Raw genomic sequence first — 15,160 nt, 5'->3', positions numbered from 1 at the left:
AAAAAACCCGCCGAAGCGGGTTTTTGTCGAGCGGGTCACACGAGCGGATCAGAGTTCAGAGAAGCACTCTTCGATGATCGCCAGGCCTTTGTCCAGTTGCTCGTCCGGCGACGTCAGCGGAACCAGCACACGCAGCACGTTACCGTAAGTGCCGCAGGACAGCAGGATCAGGCCCTTGTCACGCGCCTTGGCCACCACGGCAGCCACGGCAGTCGGGTTCGGCTTGTGGCTGTCGCCGTTTTCGAACAGCTCGACCGCGATCATTGCGCCCAGCGCACGCACTTCACCGATCACCGGGTACTTGGCCTGAATCGCCTTCAAACCGGTGACCAGGCGCTCGCCGACAGCCTTGCAGCGGTCCAGCAGTTGCTCTTCTTCAAACACTTCCATGACTGCCAGCGCAGCGGCGCAAGCGATCGGGCTACCGGCGTAGGTGCCGCCCAGGCCGCCTGGAGCAATGGCGTCCATGTATTCGGCCTTGCCGCACACGCCGGCCAGCGGGAAGCCGCCAGCGATGGACTTGGCGAAAGTGGTCAGATCGGCGGCAACGCCCATCTGTTCCATGGCGAAGAAGGTGCCGGTACGGCCAGCGCCGGTCTGCACTTCGTCAGCGATCAGCAGGATGCCGTGCTGGTCGCACAGCGCACGCAGACGCTTCATGAATTCCTTCGGCGCGACGTAGAAACCGCCTTCGCCCTGCACCGGCTCGATGATGATTGCAGCGATGTCTTTCGGCTCGGCATCGTTCTTGAAAATGCGCTCGATGGAAGCGATCGAATCGTCAATGCTCACGCCGTGCAGTTCGTTCGGGTACAACGCGCGGAAGATGCCGCCTGGCATCAGGCCCATGCCCGCCGAGTACGGCACGACTTTACCGGTCAGGCCGAGGGTCATCATGGTGCGACCGTGGTAAGCGCCGGTGAAAGCGATCACGCCAGCGCGGCCAGTGGCGGCACGGGCGATCTTCACGGCGTTTTCGACGGCTTCGGAACCGGTGGTGACCAGCAGGGTTTTCTTGGCGAAATCACCCGGCACCTTGGCGTTGATTTTTTCGCACAGCTCAACGTACGGCTCGTAGGCCAGTACCTGGAAGCAGGTGTGGGTCAGCTTGTTCAGCTGTTCAGTCACGGCGGCGATGATTTTCGGGTGCACGTGGCCGGTGTTCAGTACAGCGATACCGCCGGCGAAGTCGATGAACTCACGACCTTCAACGTCGGTCACGGTGGCGTTCTTTGCCGACTCGGCGAAGATCGGGTGAATCTGGCCAACACCACGAGGTACGGCATTGGTGCGGCGGGCCATCAGTTCAGCGTTAGTCTTGCTCATTACAGTCCTCATTCGCCGCTCATCGGGCGGCGTGGTTCAAGGATGAAGCGGGAGAAATCGGCGGTGGCAGCATGCGATGATCGACTGCCACGGCGTTCCTGGCCGCAGAGAAAATTCCTGTTTGAAACGACGCAAAGGGACAGCGCTCTCGTGCCCTTTGCGTTTGCAGCGATCCCTTTCCCCGGCTTAGATGCCCAGGCAGAGGTATTTGATTTCCAGGTAGTCTTCGATGCCGTACTTGGAGCCTTCACGGCCCAGGCCCGAAGCCTTGATGCCGCCAAACGGCGCGACTTCGTTGGAGATCAGCCCGGTGTTGACGCCGACCATGCCGTACTCCAGCGCTTCGGCGACACGGAACACACGGCCAAGGTCACGAGCGTAGAAGTAAGAAGCCAGACCGAATTCGGTGTCGTTGGACATGGCGATCACTTCGGCTTCGTCTTTGAAGCGGAACAGCGGCGCCAGCGGACCAAAGGTTTCTTCCTTGGCCACGGCCGCGTTTTTCGGCACGTTGGTCAGAATGGTCGGCTCGAAGAAGTTGCCTTCCATCGCCTTGCCGCCCGCCAGTACGGTGGCGCCTTTGCTTACGGCATCAGCGATGTGTTCCTGAACCTTGGCCACGGCTTTTTCGTCGATCAGCGGGCCGGTGGTGGTGCCGTCTTCCAGACCGTTGCCGATCTTCAGTTTGGCCACCGCCACTTTCAGCTTCTCGGCGAACGCATCGTAGACCGCGTCCTGAATGTACAGACGGTTGGCGCAGACGCAGGTCTGGCCGTTGTTGCGGTACTTGGAAATGATCGCGCCTTCGACGGCCTTATCCAGATCGGCGTCGTCGAACACGATGAACGGCGCGTTGCCGCCCAGTTCCAGCGAGACTTTCTTGATGTCCTTGGCGCATTCGGCCATCAACTGGCGACCGATTTCGGTCGAGCCGGTGAAGGACAGTTTGCGCACGATCGGGTTGCTGGTCAGCTCGCTGCCGATGTCACCGGCGCTGCCGGACACCACGCTGAACACACCCGCCGGAATGCCCGCGCGCTGAGCCAGTTCGGCGAGGGCGAAAGCGGAAAATGGAGTTTGCGATGCTGGCTTGAGCACCATGGTGCAACCGGCGGCCAGCGCCGGGCCGGCCTTACGAGTGATCATCGCCGCCGGGAAGTTCCACGGGGTGATCGCAGCGGTGACGCCGATCGGCTGCTTGATCACGATCAGGCGCTTGTCCGGCTGGTGGCCTGGAATCACATCACCGTAGATGCGCTTGGCTTCTTCGGCGAACCACTCGATGAACGATGCGGCGTAAACGATTTCGCCCTTGGCTTCGGCCAGCGGCTTGCCTTGCTCGAGGGTCATCAGGCGCGCGAGGTCGTCCTGGTTCTCGATCATCAGTTCGAACCAGCGACGCAGCTTGCCGGCACGCTCTTTGGCGGTCAGCGCACGCCAGGCCGGCAGCGCTTTGTCAGCAGCTTCAATGGCACGGCGGGTTTCAGCGGCGCCCATCTTCGGCACGGTGCCGAGGATTTCGCCGGTGGCCGGGTTGTTGACCTTGATCGTCTGACCGTTGTCGGCATCGACCCAAGCGCCATCGATGAAGGCTTGCTGGCGGAACAACTGGGTGTCTTTAAGCTGCATGTCGGCTTTCCTTAACAGCACCGCGGCCTGCGCGGAGCAAATTATGATTGTAGAAAGGCGCCTCGCAAGGCTGCCGTCAGGGAAATCAGTGAGCGGATTGTGGCGCATCAACAGTGCACGACCGGGCGCACCTGCGCTGCAACATCCCGCCAAAGAGCGTTTGAAATCTCAAACGGATCGTAGGTTCAAAGGGGGTAAAGGACAATAGGTCGTTCGAAAAAAAGAACAAAAATGCCGTTTTTCAGATCAACGTACCGAAAACCCTTGCCGCAGGAAAAACCTTAGATCAACCCCGGCAAAGCGCCAAGCGAGGGTTTTGCAGGACGTTACCGCTTTAAGGAATGCAGCGATTTTGTGCCGACACGCACACTGACAAAACCCGCCAAACCCGGCATGGACGCCCCGAGCCGACCTAGGTATGATGTCGCCCGCTGCACCAGTAGCTCAGCTGGATAGAGTACTGCCCTCCGAAGGCAGGGGTCGTGGGTTCGAATCCCGCCTGGTGCACCATGAATCAAACGAGAAAGCCCCGGACTGTGATGGTCCGGGGCTTTTTTGTGGGCGATGACAAGATCGCTGGAACGACGTCACTCCGTCGTCCAGTCAAACTCGTCATATTCATCGTCGTCATTCCCCTCCTCCTCAGCCTCGTCAAATACCTCGTCTTCTTCAACGAGGTCTTCTTCCGGCTGATTCAGCAGAAATTCCTTACGTGTCTCGGTTACTGCACGCCGCATTTGTTCGCCCTTTTCCGGGCAGTTGAGTAGCTGGGCGATGCGGTCGATTTTTGCTGCCACGGTGTCCTCCAGCGCATTGGCAATGGCTCGATAGTGCGCGTTTTCGCGGGGCAATGCCAAATGGCTGGGGAATCAGGGCAGTCAGCCGCCCGTGAGCGGCCGAGCCTCAGCGGTGATAACGCCGCACCGCGCTGCTATTACGCAGCACATGGCCTTTGATTTTTTCCATCAGCTCGGCGCGGGTCAGGCCTGCAGGCAGGGCGTCCGGGGCGAGGTCGAGGGCGTAGATCTGGATGATGTAGTGGTGCGCGCTGTCGCCCACTGGCGGGCACGGGCCCATGTAGTGGGTGTTGCCTTTGCTGTTGGTGCCGCCGACGCCTTCGAGGGCGGATTTGGCACCGACGCCGGCCGCGATCTGGTGGGTGGTGGGTTTGATGCCGTAGTGAATCCAGTGATCCACGCCCAGGCCTTTCTGGCCATCCGGGTCGTGCATGACGATGGCGTAGCTCTGGGTCCCGGCCGGGCCGGCGTTCCAGCTCAGCGCCGGCGACTGGTTCTTGCCGCCGCAACCGGGTGCGTCACTTGCCGCTGCCGAGGTGAACAGACGGTTATCCGACACGCCGGGGATGCTCAGGGTGAAGCGCTCCTGGGCCTGTGCCGGGAACTGCACGCAAAGGGTCACGGCGATGGCCGCCAGCCATGGGTTGAGAGAGGTCAATCGGGTCATTCCGGGAGCACCTTGTGCAGTGAGGCCGTCGTCGGCCCGCAAACTATAGCTGTACCGTTCGTGCCTTGGCAGTAGCAAATGGCTGAACCTCGCGCGGCGCCGCCAACTCACAAGAGAAATGCCTGCGAGGAAGCCGAAAATGTCCCTGCACCGTGTCGCCCGCTTCGCCGATGTCCCGCAAGACCGTGGCCTGCAAGTCGAAATCGGCGACTGCAAGATCGTCCTGCTGCGCGCCAACGGCGAGTTGCGGGCTTTTCAGGGCCTGTGTCCACACGCCGGGGCGCCGTTGGCCGAGGGGGCGTTGTGTCACGGTAGGTTGATCTGCCCCTGGCACAAAGCCGCGTACCGTGCCGAGGACGGCGGCCTGTGCGAGCCGCCATCGCTGGACAGTCTCAAGCGCTATCCGCTGGAGTTGCGCGGCGATGAAGTCTGGGTCGATGACCAGCCCCTGCCCGATCCGCACACCCCGCCCGCTGACGACCCAAGAACGTTCGTGGTGGTCGGCGCCGGGGCGGCGGGCACGGCTTGCGCGGCGGCCCTGCGGGAGAAGGGTTTTGGCGGGCGCATCGTGCTGGTCGATGGCGAACCGGGTGCCGGATACGACCGCACGGTGTTGAGCAAATTTGTCCTCGCCGGGGAGATGTCGTCGAAAGAAGTGCCGCCGCTGCGCGATGAGGCGTTCTATCAAGCGCAACGCATTGAACGCGTACAAAGCGAAGTGACTTCACTCGACGCCCCAGGCAAAGCACTCCATCTGAACAATGGCGGCATCCTGCGCTACGACGCCGCTGTACTCGCCACCGGTGGCGCGCCCAATCCGTTGAAGCTGCCTGGTGCCGAGTTGGCCAACGTCTTCGTCCTGCGTTCGAAAACCCAGGCTGAACAGATCATCAACGCCGCTCAACCGGGCCAGCGCGCGGTGATCATCGGCGACAGTTTTATTGCCCTCGAATGCGCGTCGGCCCTGCGCGAGTTCGGCCTCGACGTCACCGTGCTGGCACGCCACGCAGTCCCGTTTGCCAAGCAATTCGGCGAGGCCGTGGGCAAGGCGATTCGCGCCCTGCACGAAGAGCACGGGGTGAAGTTCATCAGCGAACACGAGGCTACGCAGATCCTTGGCGAGGACAAGGTCGAGGGCGTGCTGCTCGACAACGGTCTGCGCTTGGCAGCGGATCTGGTTCTCGCCGGCGTCGGCGTTCACCCGGCCACTGAACCTTTCGAATCATTGCCCAAGGAAGAAGACCAATCCTTGCGTGTCGATGACGGCATGCGCGTCAGCGGTGGCCTGTGGGCCATCGGCGATATCGCCACGTTTCCGTTGAACGGCCAGCCAACCCGCATTGAGCATTGGCGCCTGGCCCAGCAACACGCGCGCATCGCTGCGGCCAACATGCTCGGTGGCGAGGAACATTATCTGGATGTGCCGTTTTTCTGGACCTACCACTTTGGCAAGAACTACAACTATCTCGGTCACGCGCAGGAATGGGACCAGGTCGAGTTCAGCGGTGAGCCGGAACAGCCGCCGTTCATTGGCCTGTTTGCAAAAGACGGCATCGTCGTCGCGGCGGTGGCCTGCGACAAGCAACGCGCAATGGCGCTGCTGGCCGAGCGAATGAAGCAACCTCTGCAAATGAAAGAGGCCTGGACGCTGATCCAGGCCTGACAACGACCTTCGGCAGCTCCTACACAGGCCGTGTGGAGGTCAGGTCAGGCGTTTCACCGGCTCGCGACTGTCGTCTTCTTCGGCATGCAGAAAGATCACCCGTGGATGCTCCAGGGGTGCCAGCGGCGCCGGTAATGCTTGCTGCTGTAACGGCCACAAATGCGTTTCTACATGACTGATGTCGCCGTCCTGATCGTTATGAATGGTCATCACCCCCGGCGTGCGCAGTTTCTGGAAACGCTCGTCGCACAGCTTGAAACTCTTGCTCAGACCTTCATCACCAATCACCGGCGACGGCAAACGGCGCTGGGCGAAGCTGCGGCTTTTGCGTTGCTGGTAACGCGCCCAACCGATCAGGATCACCGCGTTGACCAGCGCCACCCACATATAAACCTGCAGAGTCCCCAAGGCATCGAACGCCGAATGATCGATGCGCGGGCCGCCGCTGGTTTCGATCAATGGCCATAACCCGCGTACCAGCAGGAACAGCAGGCCAACCCAGGCCAGGACGGTGAGGATCACGTCGATCACCACCAGAAAGGGCCGTTGGCGAGTCCGGATAATTTTCATTTGATGACTTCCTCCTGGTCGTCGCCCAGCGGTTTGATACCCCGATCAGGACTGACCCAGCGCGCGCGTTTTTTGTGTTGGCTGAACAACACCTTGGGGAAGCTGACCAGGGTGGTCAGCAGACTGACGAGCCAGAACACCAGCGGATACCAGACCACCCAGAACATGGTCTTGCCCAGACCCGGTTCATAGCGCCGATCGATGATGATGCTGACAGCGAACTGCACCAGGCAGACAAACGCCAGCAACAGACCGGTGAAGGCCGGCGGCATCAGGTGATCGACGGCGATCGCGTCGGGCATGACCATGAACTTGCCCATGCCCCAGAAAATCACCGACAGCAGGAAAGTGAACGCCCAACCGGTGGACAGGCAGTATTCGAACAGCAGCGGCCACAGGTAGCGATGGCGGTACTGCCAGATGCCGCGAATGTTCTTGAACAACACTTCGGCGCCGCCCTGAGCCCAGCGCAGACGCTGCTTCCAAAGGCCACCGAGGGTTTCCGGCATGAGGATCCAGCACAGCGCGCGCGGTTCATAGAAGATGCTCCAGTGATCCAGTTGCAGCTTCCAGCTGATGTCGATGTCTTCGGTGATCATGTCCGGGCTCCAGTAGCCGACCCGGTTCAGCGCGGTGCGGCGGAACGCGACGATCACGCCGGAGACGGTAAAGATACGCCCGAACACCCGTTGCGTACGTTTGATCAGACCGATGATCGAGGAGAACTCGCCGACCTGCACCCGCCCGATCAAGGTCGAACGCGTGCGGATCCGCGGGTTGCCGGTCACTGCGCCAAGACGTGCGTTATCCAGCATCGGCGCGACCAGATAAGCCGCAGTGTTCGGCGCCAGCAAGGCGTCGCCATCGATGCACACCAGATACTCGCTGCGCGCAGCGATCGCGCCCATGCGCAGAGCCACCGCCTTGCCCTGGTTTTCCGCCAGATGCAGAACCCGCAGTCGCGGATCTTCCTTGGCCAGCGCATCGAGCACTTCGGCGGTGTTGTCCTTGGAGCCGTCGTTGATCGCGATCACTTCGATGTTCGGATAGTGCTGGGCCAGCGCCGCGTAAATGGTATCGGCAGCGTTATCGCCTTCGTTGTAGCAAGGAATCAGGATCGAAATCAGCGGCTCGCCTTCCAGCGGCGGCGGCAGCGTGTCGTCCTGCCATGGCCAGTGGCGCTCCCAGTGCAGCCAGAAATACAGACCGCCGGCGATCCACAACCCGGACATGAACAGCGGGTAGAAGAACACGAACGACATCAGGAACTGGCCGGTCACGAGGAAGATCAGCCCCAGCGGAACGCCAAGGACAATCGCCAGAACAAGCAGGGCTAACAGTCTATCCAGCATGTTATGGATTCCATTTGTTGGAGAGTGCAGGCCTTACGGTTTTCAGGTCTGGCAGGTTGTCGAGGAAGTTGTCCGGGTAGTAACCGAAACTGGTCGCGCCCTGGCGCTTGAGCCGGCCCATCCAGTCCGCCAGATGCACGGCGTCGATATCGGCCTGATCCTTCTGGTTCCAGTCACGCGCCTGCAATTCGAACACGGTGCGGTTGAGTGCGCCGGGGCGTTTCTTCACCGTGGCGACCAGTTCTTCCAGCCACGGGCCGGACTCGGCCAGTGTCTGTTTTTCCATCAATGGCATGGCCATCGGCGCCGTCCAGTCGTAGGTGGCGAGAAAGTCATCGAGGTTCTGCGCGAACCACGCTTCGCTTTCAGGGTTGAGCATCGGTTCAGCGAAGATGTTGCGTGCGGTCAGGACTTGCGGGCCGCGAATCGCACGGACCTTGGCGGTCAGTTCGTTGGTGAAGTCGATCAGGTAGCGGCTCTTGAAACGCGTCCAGCGTTGCATCGCCGCCGGATCGTCGCGCAGCGCGGCAATCGAACCCGGCAGACCTTGAGCGGCATAGGCCTTCAAGGCATCCGGGCTGGCGTCTTCGAAATCCGAGAGCACCGCATCGTCGTGATAGAGAATGCCGTCGACCGAGGTCAGCCGCGCCACGTCTTCATAGATTTCACCGATGATCTTGCGCACTTCGGGATTGAACGGTGACAGGCGTTTGTACTGCTTCGGATCGACCGAGGTGATGGCGGTTTTCGGGTCCCAGCGGGTTACACGCGGCAGCTTCGAATCCAGTTCGAAACTCAGCACCGGCATCCACGCAAAGACCTTCACGTGGGCACGGGTGCGCAGTTGCCAGGCGACGCGGTCGAACAGGTCGGCGCGCATCGGCAAGTGACGGTTGGGGAAGTACAGCGAGTGCACCAGACCATCGCCCTTGGGATCGGCGAAGGCTTGCAGGAACACCGTGCTGGCGCCGAGGTCAGCCATGCGCTGCACCAGTTTGCCGAGGTTGATGTCCTGCTGGGCCGGGTCCGGGTCGTAGACGTTGTCGAGATCGACATGCACCACGCGCATCGGCGCTTCGGCCTGCACCGAGACGATGCTGTTGGCGAAATGCTCGCCGTCAGGATCGGAGGCGACCAGAAAGCGCGGCCCGCTCATCAGGTTATCGAGGGTGTCGAGGCCGTCGTCCAGGGTCAGGGCCATTTCATAGCCCTCCTCACCGACCACGGTCAGCGAGGTACCGTCGGCGGTGCCGTACGGCCAGACCCAGACCCGTGGTTTGTAACCGGTGGCCTTGCGGATCTTCTCGGAAATGTTCTTCACGTCGGTACGAATGCGTGCCTGGAAATCGGCTTCGGATTCATAGCGCTTGGTCACCGGGTCATAACGCCGGGTCGCGGCGGCCGGTTGCAGGTTGCCCTGCGGGTTGCCAAGGATGCCTTTGTGGTTGGCATCGGTGTGAGCGGCGATCTCTACCAGACCGGACTTGGAAATTTCGCGGATCTGCTGCCAGGTCAGGAAGTTGTCACGGTTACGCGGCGTGCCGGCGAAATCCACCGGTTGATTGAGCGGCGTGTCGATCCAGGTGCCCACCGGCGCCAGCAAGGCTGGCCAGTTGTAGGCGCGCAGCACCGGCAGCACGCGGGTATAGAAGCTGGCATAACCGTCGTCGAAACTGAGCAGCACCGCTCTCGCCGGAAGCTCCGGGCCACCCTTGCGCGCGGCCATGATCTGGTCGACGGTCACTGGTTTGTAGCCGTTCTCGCGCAGCCAGGCGAGCTGCTCGATCATGCGCTCGGTGCGCACCGCCACCACGGCCTGATCGGGATCACGGTCTTCGACATCGTGGTAGGCAATGCCGAGCACATGGTTTTTTGGCCACGGTTGTTCACTGGCCGCGACCGGGCGCTCGGAGGGCGGCGCGAAGGCCGGGGCTTGCTGGGCGCAGGCGCTGACCAGCAGCGCTCCCAGCAGAAGGATGAAACGCGAGATAAAAGGCATCTTCAAACTCTTCTAGAAGCGGAAAGTGAGGTCGACGAGCAGACGCAGATCAGTTTCCCGATCACCGTCGTAAGGCCGGTTGATCACACTGAACATGCCGCCCACATCGAACACGTCGTTCCAGGCGTACCGTTGGCCGTAACCGAGCAATGCCATGCCGCCGGTGCCGTGGTCGCGCTGGCTGTAGGTGCCCGCGCCGGCCTGGAATTGCTGGCTCCAGGAAGTCTCGTAGCGGTGGTAGAGCACGTGATTGACGTTGACCAGCGGCATCACGCTGAAGTCCGACTTGGGGTTGAAGTACGGCACGTCGTCGGATTTCGAGTTGTGGCTGGTGCCGACTTCCAGGCCGGCGTCGACCTGAATGTTCGGCGCGGTGTAGATGCCCTCGCGCCCGGTCACCAAGGCTTCGACGCGGTTGTTGCCATCGCTGAAGTGCGACGGGCTGACCGACACGCGCCACTCGCGGCTTTCGTTGGCGCGCCAGCGCAGGAACGCACTGCCGCCGTTGGCCTTGATATCGCTGTTGAGCGCGCGCAGCGGGGTTTCCGCCGAGAGGTATTCGAGGCTGCCGCCGTATTGCCAGTGATCATTGATGTCGCGGGCAATCGCCAGGCGCGCGCCCTGTTTGTCACCGAAGCCGTAATCGTGATTCGACACCTCGGCTTCGAGGGTCATGTCACGGGTGCGCCGTTCCAGGCCGACACGCTGGAAACGATGGTGGCCAGTGCCTTCGGCGAAATCACCGGTGGCATAACCGGCGCCGGCAAACACCCGCCAGTCTTCGTTGATCGGTGGGCTGTAAAGGGTGCTCTGGATACCGAAATCTCGGCTGCCACTGACCGGACCGGCATCGCTGCTGCCGCCACCGTTGGCCTTGCCGCCGTAGGCTTCGACACGCAGTTCGGCCATGTCATGCACTTCCCGTTCGCGAGCCAGGCGCTGCACCTGCCGGTTGTCCGGATAGCGCGCAACCACGTCGTCGACCAGCGCATCGTTCTGCCGCCACTCCTGCAACTCCATCGCGGTGCGCGCCTGAGCGACCTCCAGGCCGGCATCGCGCGGCGCCATGCTCTCGGTTTCCTTGAGCTGGCTTTCCGCGCGGCGCGGCATCTGGCGGGCGAGGTAGAGATCGGCCTGGGCCAGACGCAAGCCAAGGTTGCCCGGTGCCTGATCGACCAGCGTCTGCAAGCGCTCTTCGCCGTGCGGAAGATCGGAACCGTAGGTACCGGCCTGGGCGGCGAGTTGCTGGGCATCCATCCATTCGTCGTTGGGGTTGCCGATCGGCAAGCCCTTGAGCTCGACACGCGGACGCTGGGCTTTCGCTGCGTCCTCGGCGACCTTGCGGGCTTCGTCGGCGCGGTCGCTTTCCAGCAGCGAGTAGTACAGCGCAGTGGTGTCCTCAAGACGATCACCGACATCGGCGTCCGGCGCCGAAAGCACCTGGCGATACAGATCGGTGGCAATCTCAGGCTCGCGTTGATCCAGATAAGACGCCGCCACCCAACGCAGGGCGTAAGTCGGAATCTCCACGCCCTCGGCTTGCAGCTTTTGATATTCGCTGATGACGTCGGCAGTGCGTGCCCGGGCCTTGAGCGCGCCCATGCGGTCGATGCGCCAGCGCGTCACGTCATCGTGGGCAGTGGCGTCAGGGGTCCAGGTTGCGAGCAGTTTGTCGTAATCGGCCAGCGCGCGGTCGGCGATGACATAGCGTTCCTTTTCGCTGCGGGTGGCCAGTTCGGCAAGGCGCACGCGTTCGGCGGCGAGATCGCCTTCGAGCCGGCGCAAGGTCACCGGATCAATCAAACCGGGACGTTGACTGGCCAGACGCAGCGCCGGTTCAGGCAGACGGGCCTTTTGCAGGGCGACCACGTACTCGCGGGCGACTTCCGGTTTGTTGCCGGCGCGGATGAAGGCTTGATCGAATTCAAACAGCGCATCGTATTGTTTGCCGGCGCGGCCGAGGGCATAGCCCAAGGCCAGGCGGCGTGACGGATCGTCGGGTTTGGCTGCGACCAGCGCCTGGGCGCGGGTGACGGCCTGATCGGGCTTGCCGGCATCGGCCTGAGTCAGCGCGAGGCCCAGTTGCAGGTCAGCGTTGTCCGGCTCCAGCGCCAGCGCCTTGTTGTAGACCTGGGTAGCCTGATCCCAGCGCTTGAGGTTGCGATAGGCACGCGCGGCGGCGGTCAGTGCCTGCACCGGCAGGACGCGGTCGCGACCTTGTGTTTCATAGACCTTGACCACTTCGGCATCGAGCCCGGCCCAACTGGCGATTTGCAGGTGATCGCTGACCTGGCCGTCGCTGGCCTGGCCCGGCGGCACCTGACGCAAAACCGTCAGCGCAGGCGTGTAGTGCCCGGCGCGGGCATCGCGCACCATCTCGTCGTAGGGTGTGTCGGCCAACGCCAGCACTGGCCAGAGCAACTGGCTGCACAGGGCGAATCGGAACAAAGGGCGCAAACCACGATGTAATACAGGGCCATCAATACGCGGCATTTGTCAGCATCCTTACATGGCCAGCCGGGTCGCAATGCCCTCCTTGCCCATTCGTAACGGTGGCCGACGATGACAGCCCTCGGCCAAGCTTGGTGAGGCAGTCTGCACGCAAGCGTAGTCGAAATTTCATAACGCAATAATTGTTCAGAATCGGCCTGTCTGTACAAAACCCGTACAGCAAAACGCCCGGCGCCTGTTTACACAGGGGCCGGGCGTCTGGAGGGCGCGCGGTTGGGTTTATTGCTCTTGGGTGACGCCGGCAAACTTGCTCATAAGGAAGCCGATGAACTGCTCGACGGTCATCTTCTGGCCGTTGAATTCGACCTGATTGGCCGCGTAATGCAGTTTGGTCACCACGTTGGTGCCGTCGGCGACAGCCAATTGCGAGCCGACCGCCATGCCGGCGAACATGTCCGCCGCTTCCTTGGACTGATCGACGATGGCTTTGGCGTCAGTCTGGCCATCGAGTTGCGCCTGCACGCTGAGCAGATCGACGAGCATCGGCTTGGACACCTGAATGTTCAGGTCGAGCAGCGCGATCAGTTGCTTGCCGAGTTGATCCGGCGGCAGGTCCATCGATTGCGGCTTGGTCAGGTCGATCACCAGATTGGCGCGGCTTTCACCGTTGGCGGTGTTGAACGACAGATTCTCCAGCGCCAGTTGCGGGCCGGCCGCCAGCAACTTCTGCAGATCGGCTTTGACCTGGGCGTTTTCCGCTTCGGTCAGATTCAGCTCCGGTGCCGGCAACCCCTGCGCAGCGGCCTCGGCGGCAGCTTTTTCGTACGGCTGCAATTTGGTCTGGTAGATCTGCATCAGCGACATTGTCGACGGAATGTCGAGGTTCTTCAGGCTCATGGCCATGGCCGCCGAACCGACTTTCTTGTCGTTGAGCGTCACTTCGCCGATTTTGTAGTCGGCACGCCCCGAGGCGTTGCTGCCGCTTTCTTCGGTGCGGTTCTTCATTTCGAAGTTCTTCACGCCCAGCACCATCGGCTTGGCGCCGAAGGTGGTTTTGCTGCTGGTCACTTCCAGGGTGTTTTCCCCGGTGTAGTAGCCGTAGCTGCTCTTGGCGAGGTTGCTGGCCAGGGTCAGGCCGTTGAGCTCGACCTGCACCGGCGCCTGGTCTTCCGACACGGTGACCAGTTTCAGATTGTCCATGTAACCGTCGGCCTTGACTTTCTGCGCCTGGGCGCTGGCGGCGATGTCCATGCTCAGACCGGAAAATTTCAGGCTCGATTGCTCATCCAGCGCAGTTTCGAACGGCACCAGGTTGAGGGTGCTGGTGGTCGATTCATCGTAACCGATGTTGGTGACGCCCTTGAGCGGCGCGGCGCCGTTGGTGGCGGCGAACCATTTTTCCGTGGACGGGCTCTTTTCCAGCTCGTAGTTGCTGGTGGCCATGACCGGCAGCCACTTCAGCGAAACCAGACGCGAGAACGGCAGCGGGCCGTGTTCGATGTGGTCGACGAACAGCAGCTCGACCGGCGCATCGCCGAACATCTCGCCCTCGCCCTTGAGACGATAGTGCGCGGTGCTGGTGAAGGTGTGGCGTTCCAGCGACACCAGTTCCAGCGACGCGGTGCCGTTGGAGCCGGCCATGGCGGTCTGCAACTCTTTGTTGGCGTTGGTCACGGCGTTGTTCAGCACGCCTTCGATCTTGGTCCCGGTGTACCAGGCCCCGCCTGCGCTGATCGCGCCAATGGCAACAACAATTCCGAGAAGCACGCCTGCTGATTTATTCATGAATGACCTGATCGGTTTCCGTGGCTGTGGATGAAGTCGTCTTCCTTGAACCCGGGATCGGGTCACGGCTCGACTGTGCGCAATTAAGCGGTGGAGATTAGCACCGGGCGCGGACGACGGCCCAATGTTTAAAGGTTAAAGAGTGTCTATGGACACTTGGGAGAGCAAAAAGATCGCAGCCTTCGGCAGCTCCTACATTTGCAATCCGATTGTCCTGTAGGAGCTGCCGAAGGCTGCGATCTTTTGATTTCAGGAATACTGAACCTCGATTTCATCCAGCTGATGATCAAAGCTCTTCAGCCGAGCGGTCCAGGTATACACCAGCACTTCAAAGTCGCGATCGATCACCGCTCCGCCGGTGGTATCCGCCCGCACATCGCAGAAATCCAGCTGATAGCGTTCGCGGGCCATGGCCGTGGCGACGTCGGACAGCTCGCGGGCGTTGTTCAGCCAGTGCCAGCCGTCATCGGCGATCTGCTTGTCGAGTTCCAGGCATTGCTTCTTCAGGGCTTCGAGGCTTTTTTCCAGCGGCGTGCCGGTGAGCTCGCCCATGACTTCGGCGAAGGTTCGCCCGGGCTGCCAGTAGCTGCCCCAGAAGTAGCGGTCGAACACCGTTTCGACCCGGCGCAGGGCGACTTTGGTGTCCCAGATCAGCACGAGCATCCTGCCCCGTTCGAGCTGGCGCTTCTTGACCCGTTGCAGCTGAATCGAGGTCCACGCGACGACGACGATCGCCATCACCGCGATCAGCGCAACGGCGCTGTCGAGGAAGATCATCGCCGTATCGATCTGGTGGGCCAGCATGATCCCGTAGAAATACGTGGCCGAGAGCAGCACCAGTGCGACCAGAGCGCACCAGAAGCCGAGAGCGTAAGGGTTTTTCATTATTGGTTTCCCCTGGGCCAGCACGAGCAATGTGCA

11 protein-coding genes and 1 tRNA gene are annotated in these 15,160 nt (G+C 61.6%); 2 read left to right on the top strand and 10 right to left on the bottom strand.

Annotated elements, in window-relative coordinates; translation table 11 throughout:
- Positions 1-48: 48 nt before the first annotated feature.
- Both gabT and gabD read right to left on the bottom strand, forming a co-directional pair.
- On the bottom strand, positions 49-1,326 hold the full coding sequence (gabT, locus tag OK411_RS02015; protein ID WP_016772251.1) for a 4-aminobutyrate--2-oxoglutarate transaminase: 1,278 nt from the start codon (positions 1,324-1,326) through the stop codon (positions 49-51).
- A gap of 186 nt (positions 1,327-1,512) precedes the next feature.
- The gene (gabD, locus tag OK411_RS02010) at positions 1,513-2,955 is read right to left on the bottom strand and encodes an NADP-dependent succinate-semialdehyde dehydrogenase (protein ID WP_024011131.1); all 1,443 of its coding nucleotides are present in this window, start codon (positions 2,953-2,955) and stop codon (positions 1,513-1,515) included.
- A 433-nt stretch (positions 2,956-3,388) separates the two neighbouring features.
- Between gabD and OK411_RS02005 the strand changes: the two genes are divergently transcribed.
- Positions 3,389-3,465: transfer RNA gene (locus tag OK411_RS02005), tRNA-Arg, on the top strand.
- A 77-nt stretch (positions 3,466-3,542) separates the two neighbouring features.
- Here OK411_RS02005 and OK411_RS02000 read toward each other — a convergent pair.
- Positions 3,543-3,812 (bottom strand): hypothetical protein, encoded by a 270-nt coding sequence (locus OK411_RS02000; protein WP_264364332.1) that lies wholly within the window; start codon positions 3,810-3,812, stop codon positions 3,543-3,545.
- Positions 3,813-3,858: 46 nt separating this feature from the next.
- On the bottom strand, positions 3,859-4,419 hold the full coding sequence (locus tag OK411_RS01995; protein ID WP_016772253.1) for a YbhB/YbcL family Raf kinase inhibitor-like protein: 561 nt from the start codon (positions 4,417-4,419) through the stop codon (positions 3,859-3,861).
- Positions 4,420-4,558: 139 nt separating this feature from the next.
- Between OK411_RS01995 and OK411_RS01990 the strand changes: the two genes are divergently transcribed.
- Complete coding sequence (locus OK411_RS01990; protein WP_264364331.1) at positions 4,559-6,082, top strand: FAD-dependent oxidoreductase; 1,524 nt, start codon at positions 4,559-4,561, stop codon at positions 6,080-6,082.
- 39 nt (positions 6,083-6,121) lie between these two features.
- Here OK411_RS01990 and pgaD read toward each other — a convergent pair whose 3' ends face one another.
- From pgaD to OK411_RS01960, 6 genes are all read right to left on the bottom strand, one after another.
- Entirely contained in the window at positions 6,122-6,652 is a 531-nt protein-coding gene (gene pgaD / locus OK411_RS01985; protein WP_016772255.1) for a poly-beta-1,6-N-acetyl-D-glucosamine biosynthesis protein PgaD, read from the bottom strand.
- Positions 6,649-8,004: a poly-beta-1,6-N-acetyl-D-glucosamine synthase gene (gene pgaC, locus OK411_RS01980; protein ID WP_056786973.1), complete on the bottom strand. Its 1,356-nt coding sequence runs from the start codon at positions 8,002-8,004 to the stop codon at positions 6,649-6,651. Before pgaC ends, pgaD begins: the two co-directional genes overlap by 4 nt.
- Before the next feature lies 1 nt (position 8,005).
- Complete coding sequence (pgaB, locus tag OK411_RS01975; RefSeq protein WP_024011127.1) at positions 8,006-10,003, bottom strand: poly-beta-1,6-N-acetyl-D-glucosamine N-deacetylase PgaB; 1,998 nt, start codon at positions 10,001-10,003, stop codon at positions 8,006-8,008.
- Between the two features lie 12 nt (positions 10,004-10,015).
- Positions 10,016-12,496, bottom strand: a complete 2,481-nt coding sequence (gene pgaA / locus OK411_RS01970) for a poly-beta-1,6 N-acetyl-D-glucosamine export porin PgaA (RefSeq protein ID WP_264364330.1) — start codon at positions 12,494-12,496, stop codon at positions 10,016-10,018.
- A 237-nt stretch (positions 12,497-12,733) separates the two neighbouring features.
- Positions 12,734-14,239, bottom strand: coding sequence for a YdgA family protein (locus tag OK411_RS01965; protein WP_016772258.1), 1,506 nt, complete (start codon positions 14,237-14,239; stop codon positions 12,734-12,736).
- A 249-nt stretch (positions 14,240-14,488) separates the two neighbouring features.
- Positions 14,489-15,124, bottom strand: a complete 636-nt coding sequence (locus tag OK411_RS01960) for an NADH:ubiquinone oxidoreductase subunit N (RefSeq protein WP_071174014.1) — start codon at positions 15,122-15,124, stop codon at positions 14,489-14,491.
- Positions 15,125-15,160 lie beyond the last annotated feature (36 nt).

Origin of the sequence: Pseudomonas sp. RG1 (assembly GCF_025910115.1) — a bacterium.
GTDB lineage: Bacteria > Pseudomonadota > Gammaproteobacteria > Pseudomonadales > Pseudomonadaceae > Aquipseudomonas > Aquipseudomonas atacamensis.
This window is presented reverse-complemented; position numbering and strand designations above follow the sequence as displayed.

Bases quoted from the DNA above. Each gene is read 5' to 3' on its own strand.
- pgaA (WP_264364330.1), bottom strand. From the start codon at position 12,496: ATGCCGCGTATTGATGGCCCTGTATTACATCGTGGTTTGCGCCCTTTG.
- OK411_RS01965 (WP_016772258.1), bottom strand. From the start codon at position 14,239: ATGAATAAATCAGCAGGCGTGCTTCTCGGAATTGTTGTTGCCATTGGC.
- pgaD (WP_016772255.1), bottom strand. From the start codon at position 6,652: ATGAAAATTATCCGGACTCGCCAACGGCCCTTTCTGGTGGTGATCGAC.
- pgaC (WP_056786973.1), bottom strand. From the start codon at position 8,004: ATGCTGGATAGACTGTTAGCCCTGCTTGTTCTGGCGATTGTCCTTGGC.
- OK411_RS01990 (WP_264364331.1), top strand. From the start codon at position 4,559: ATGTCCCTGCACCGTGTCGCCCGCTTCGCCGATGTCCCGCAAGACCGT.
- OK411_RS01995 (WP_016772253.1), bottom strand. From the start codon at position 4,419: ATGACCCGATTGACCTCTCTCAACCCATGGCTGGCGGCCATCGCCGTG.
- gabT (WP_016772251.1), bottom strand. From the start codon at position 1,326: ATGAGCAAGACTAACGCTGAACTGATGGCCCGCCGCACCAATGCCGTA.
- OK411_RS01960 (WP_071174014.1), bottom strand. From the start codon at position 15,124: ATGAAAAACCCTTACGCTCTCGGCTTCTGGTGCGCTCTGGTCGCACTG.
- gabD (WP_024011131.1), bottom strand. From the start codon at position 2,955: ATGCAGCTTAAAGACACCCAGTTGTTCCGCCAGCAAGCCTTCATCGAT.
- pgaB (WP_024011127.1), bottom strand. From the start codon at position 10,003: ATGCCTTTTATCTCGCGTTTCATCCTTCTGCTGGGAGCGCTGCTGGTC.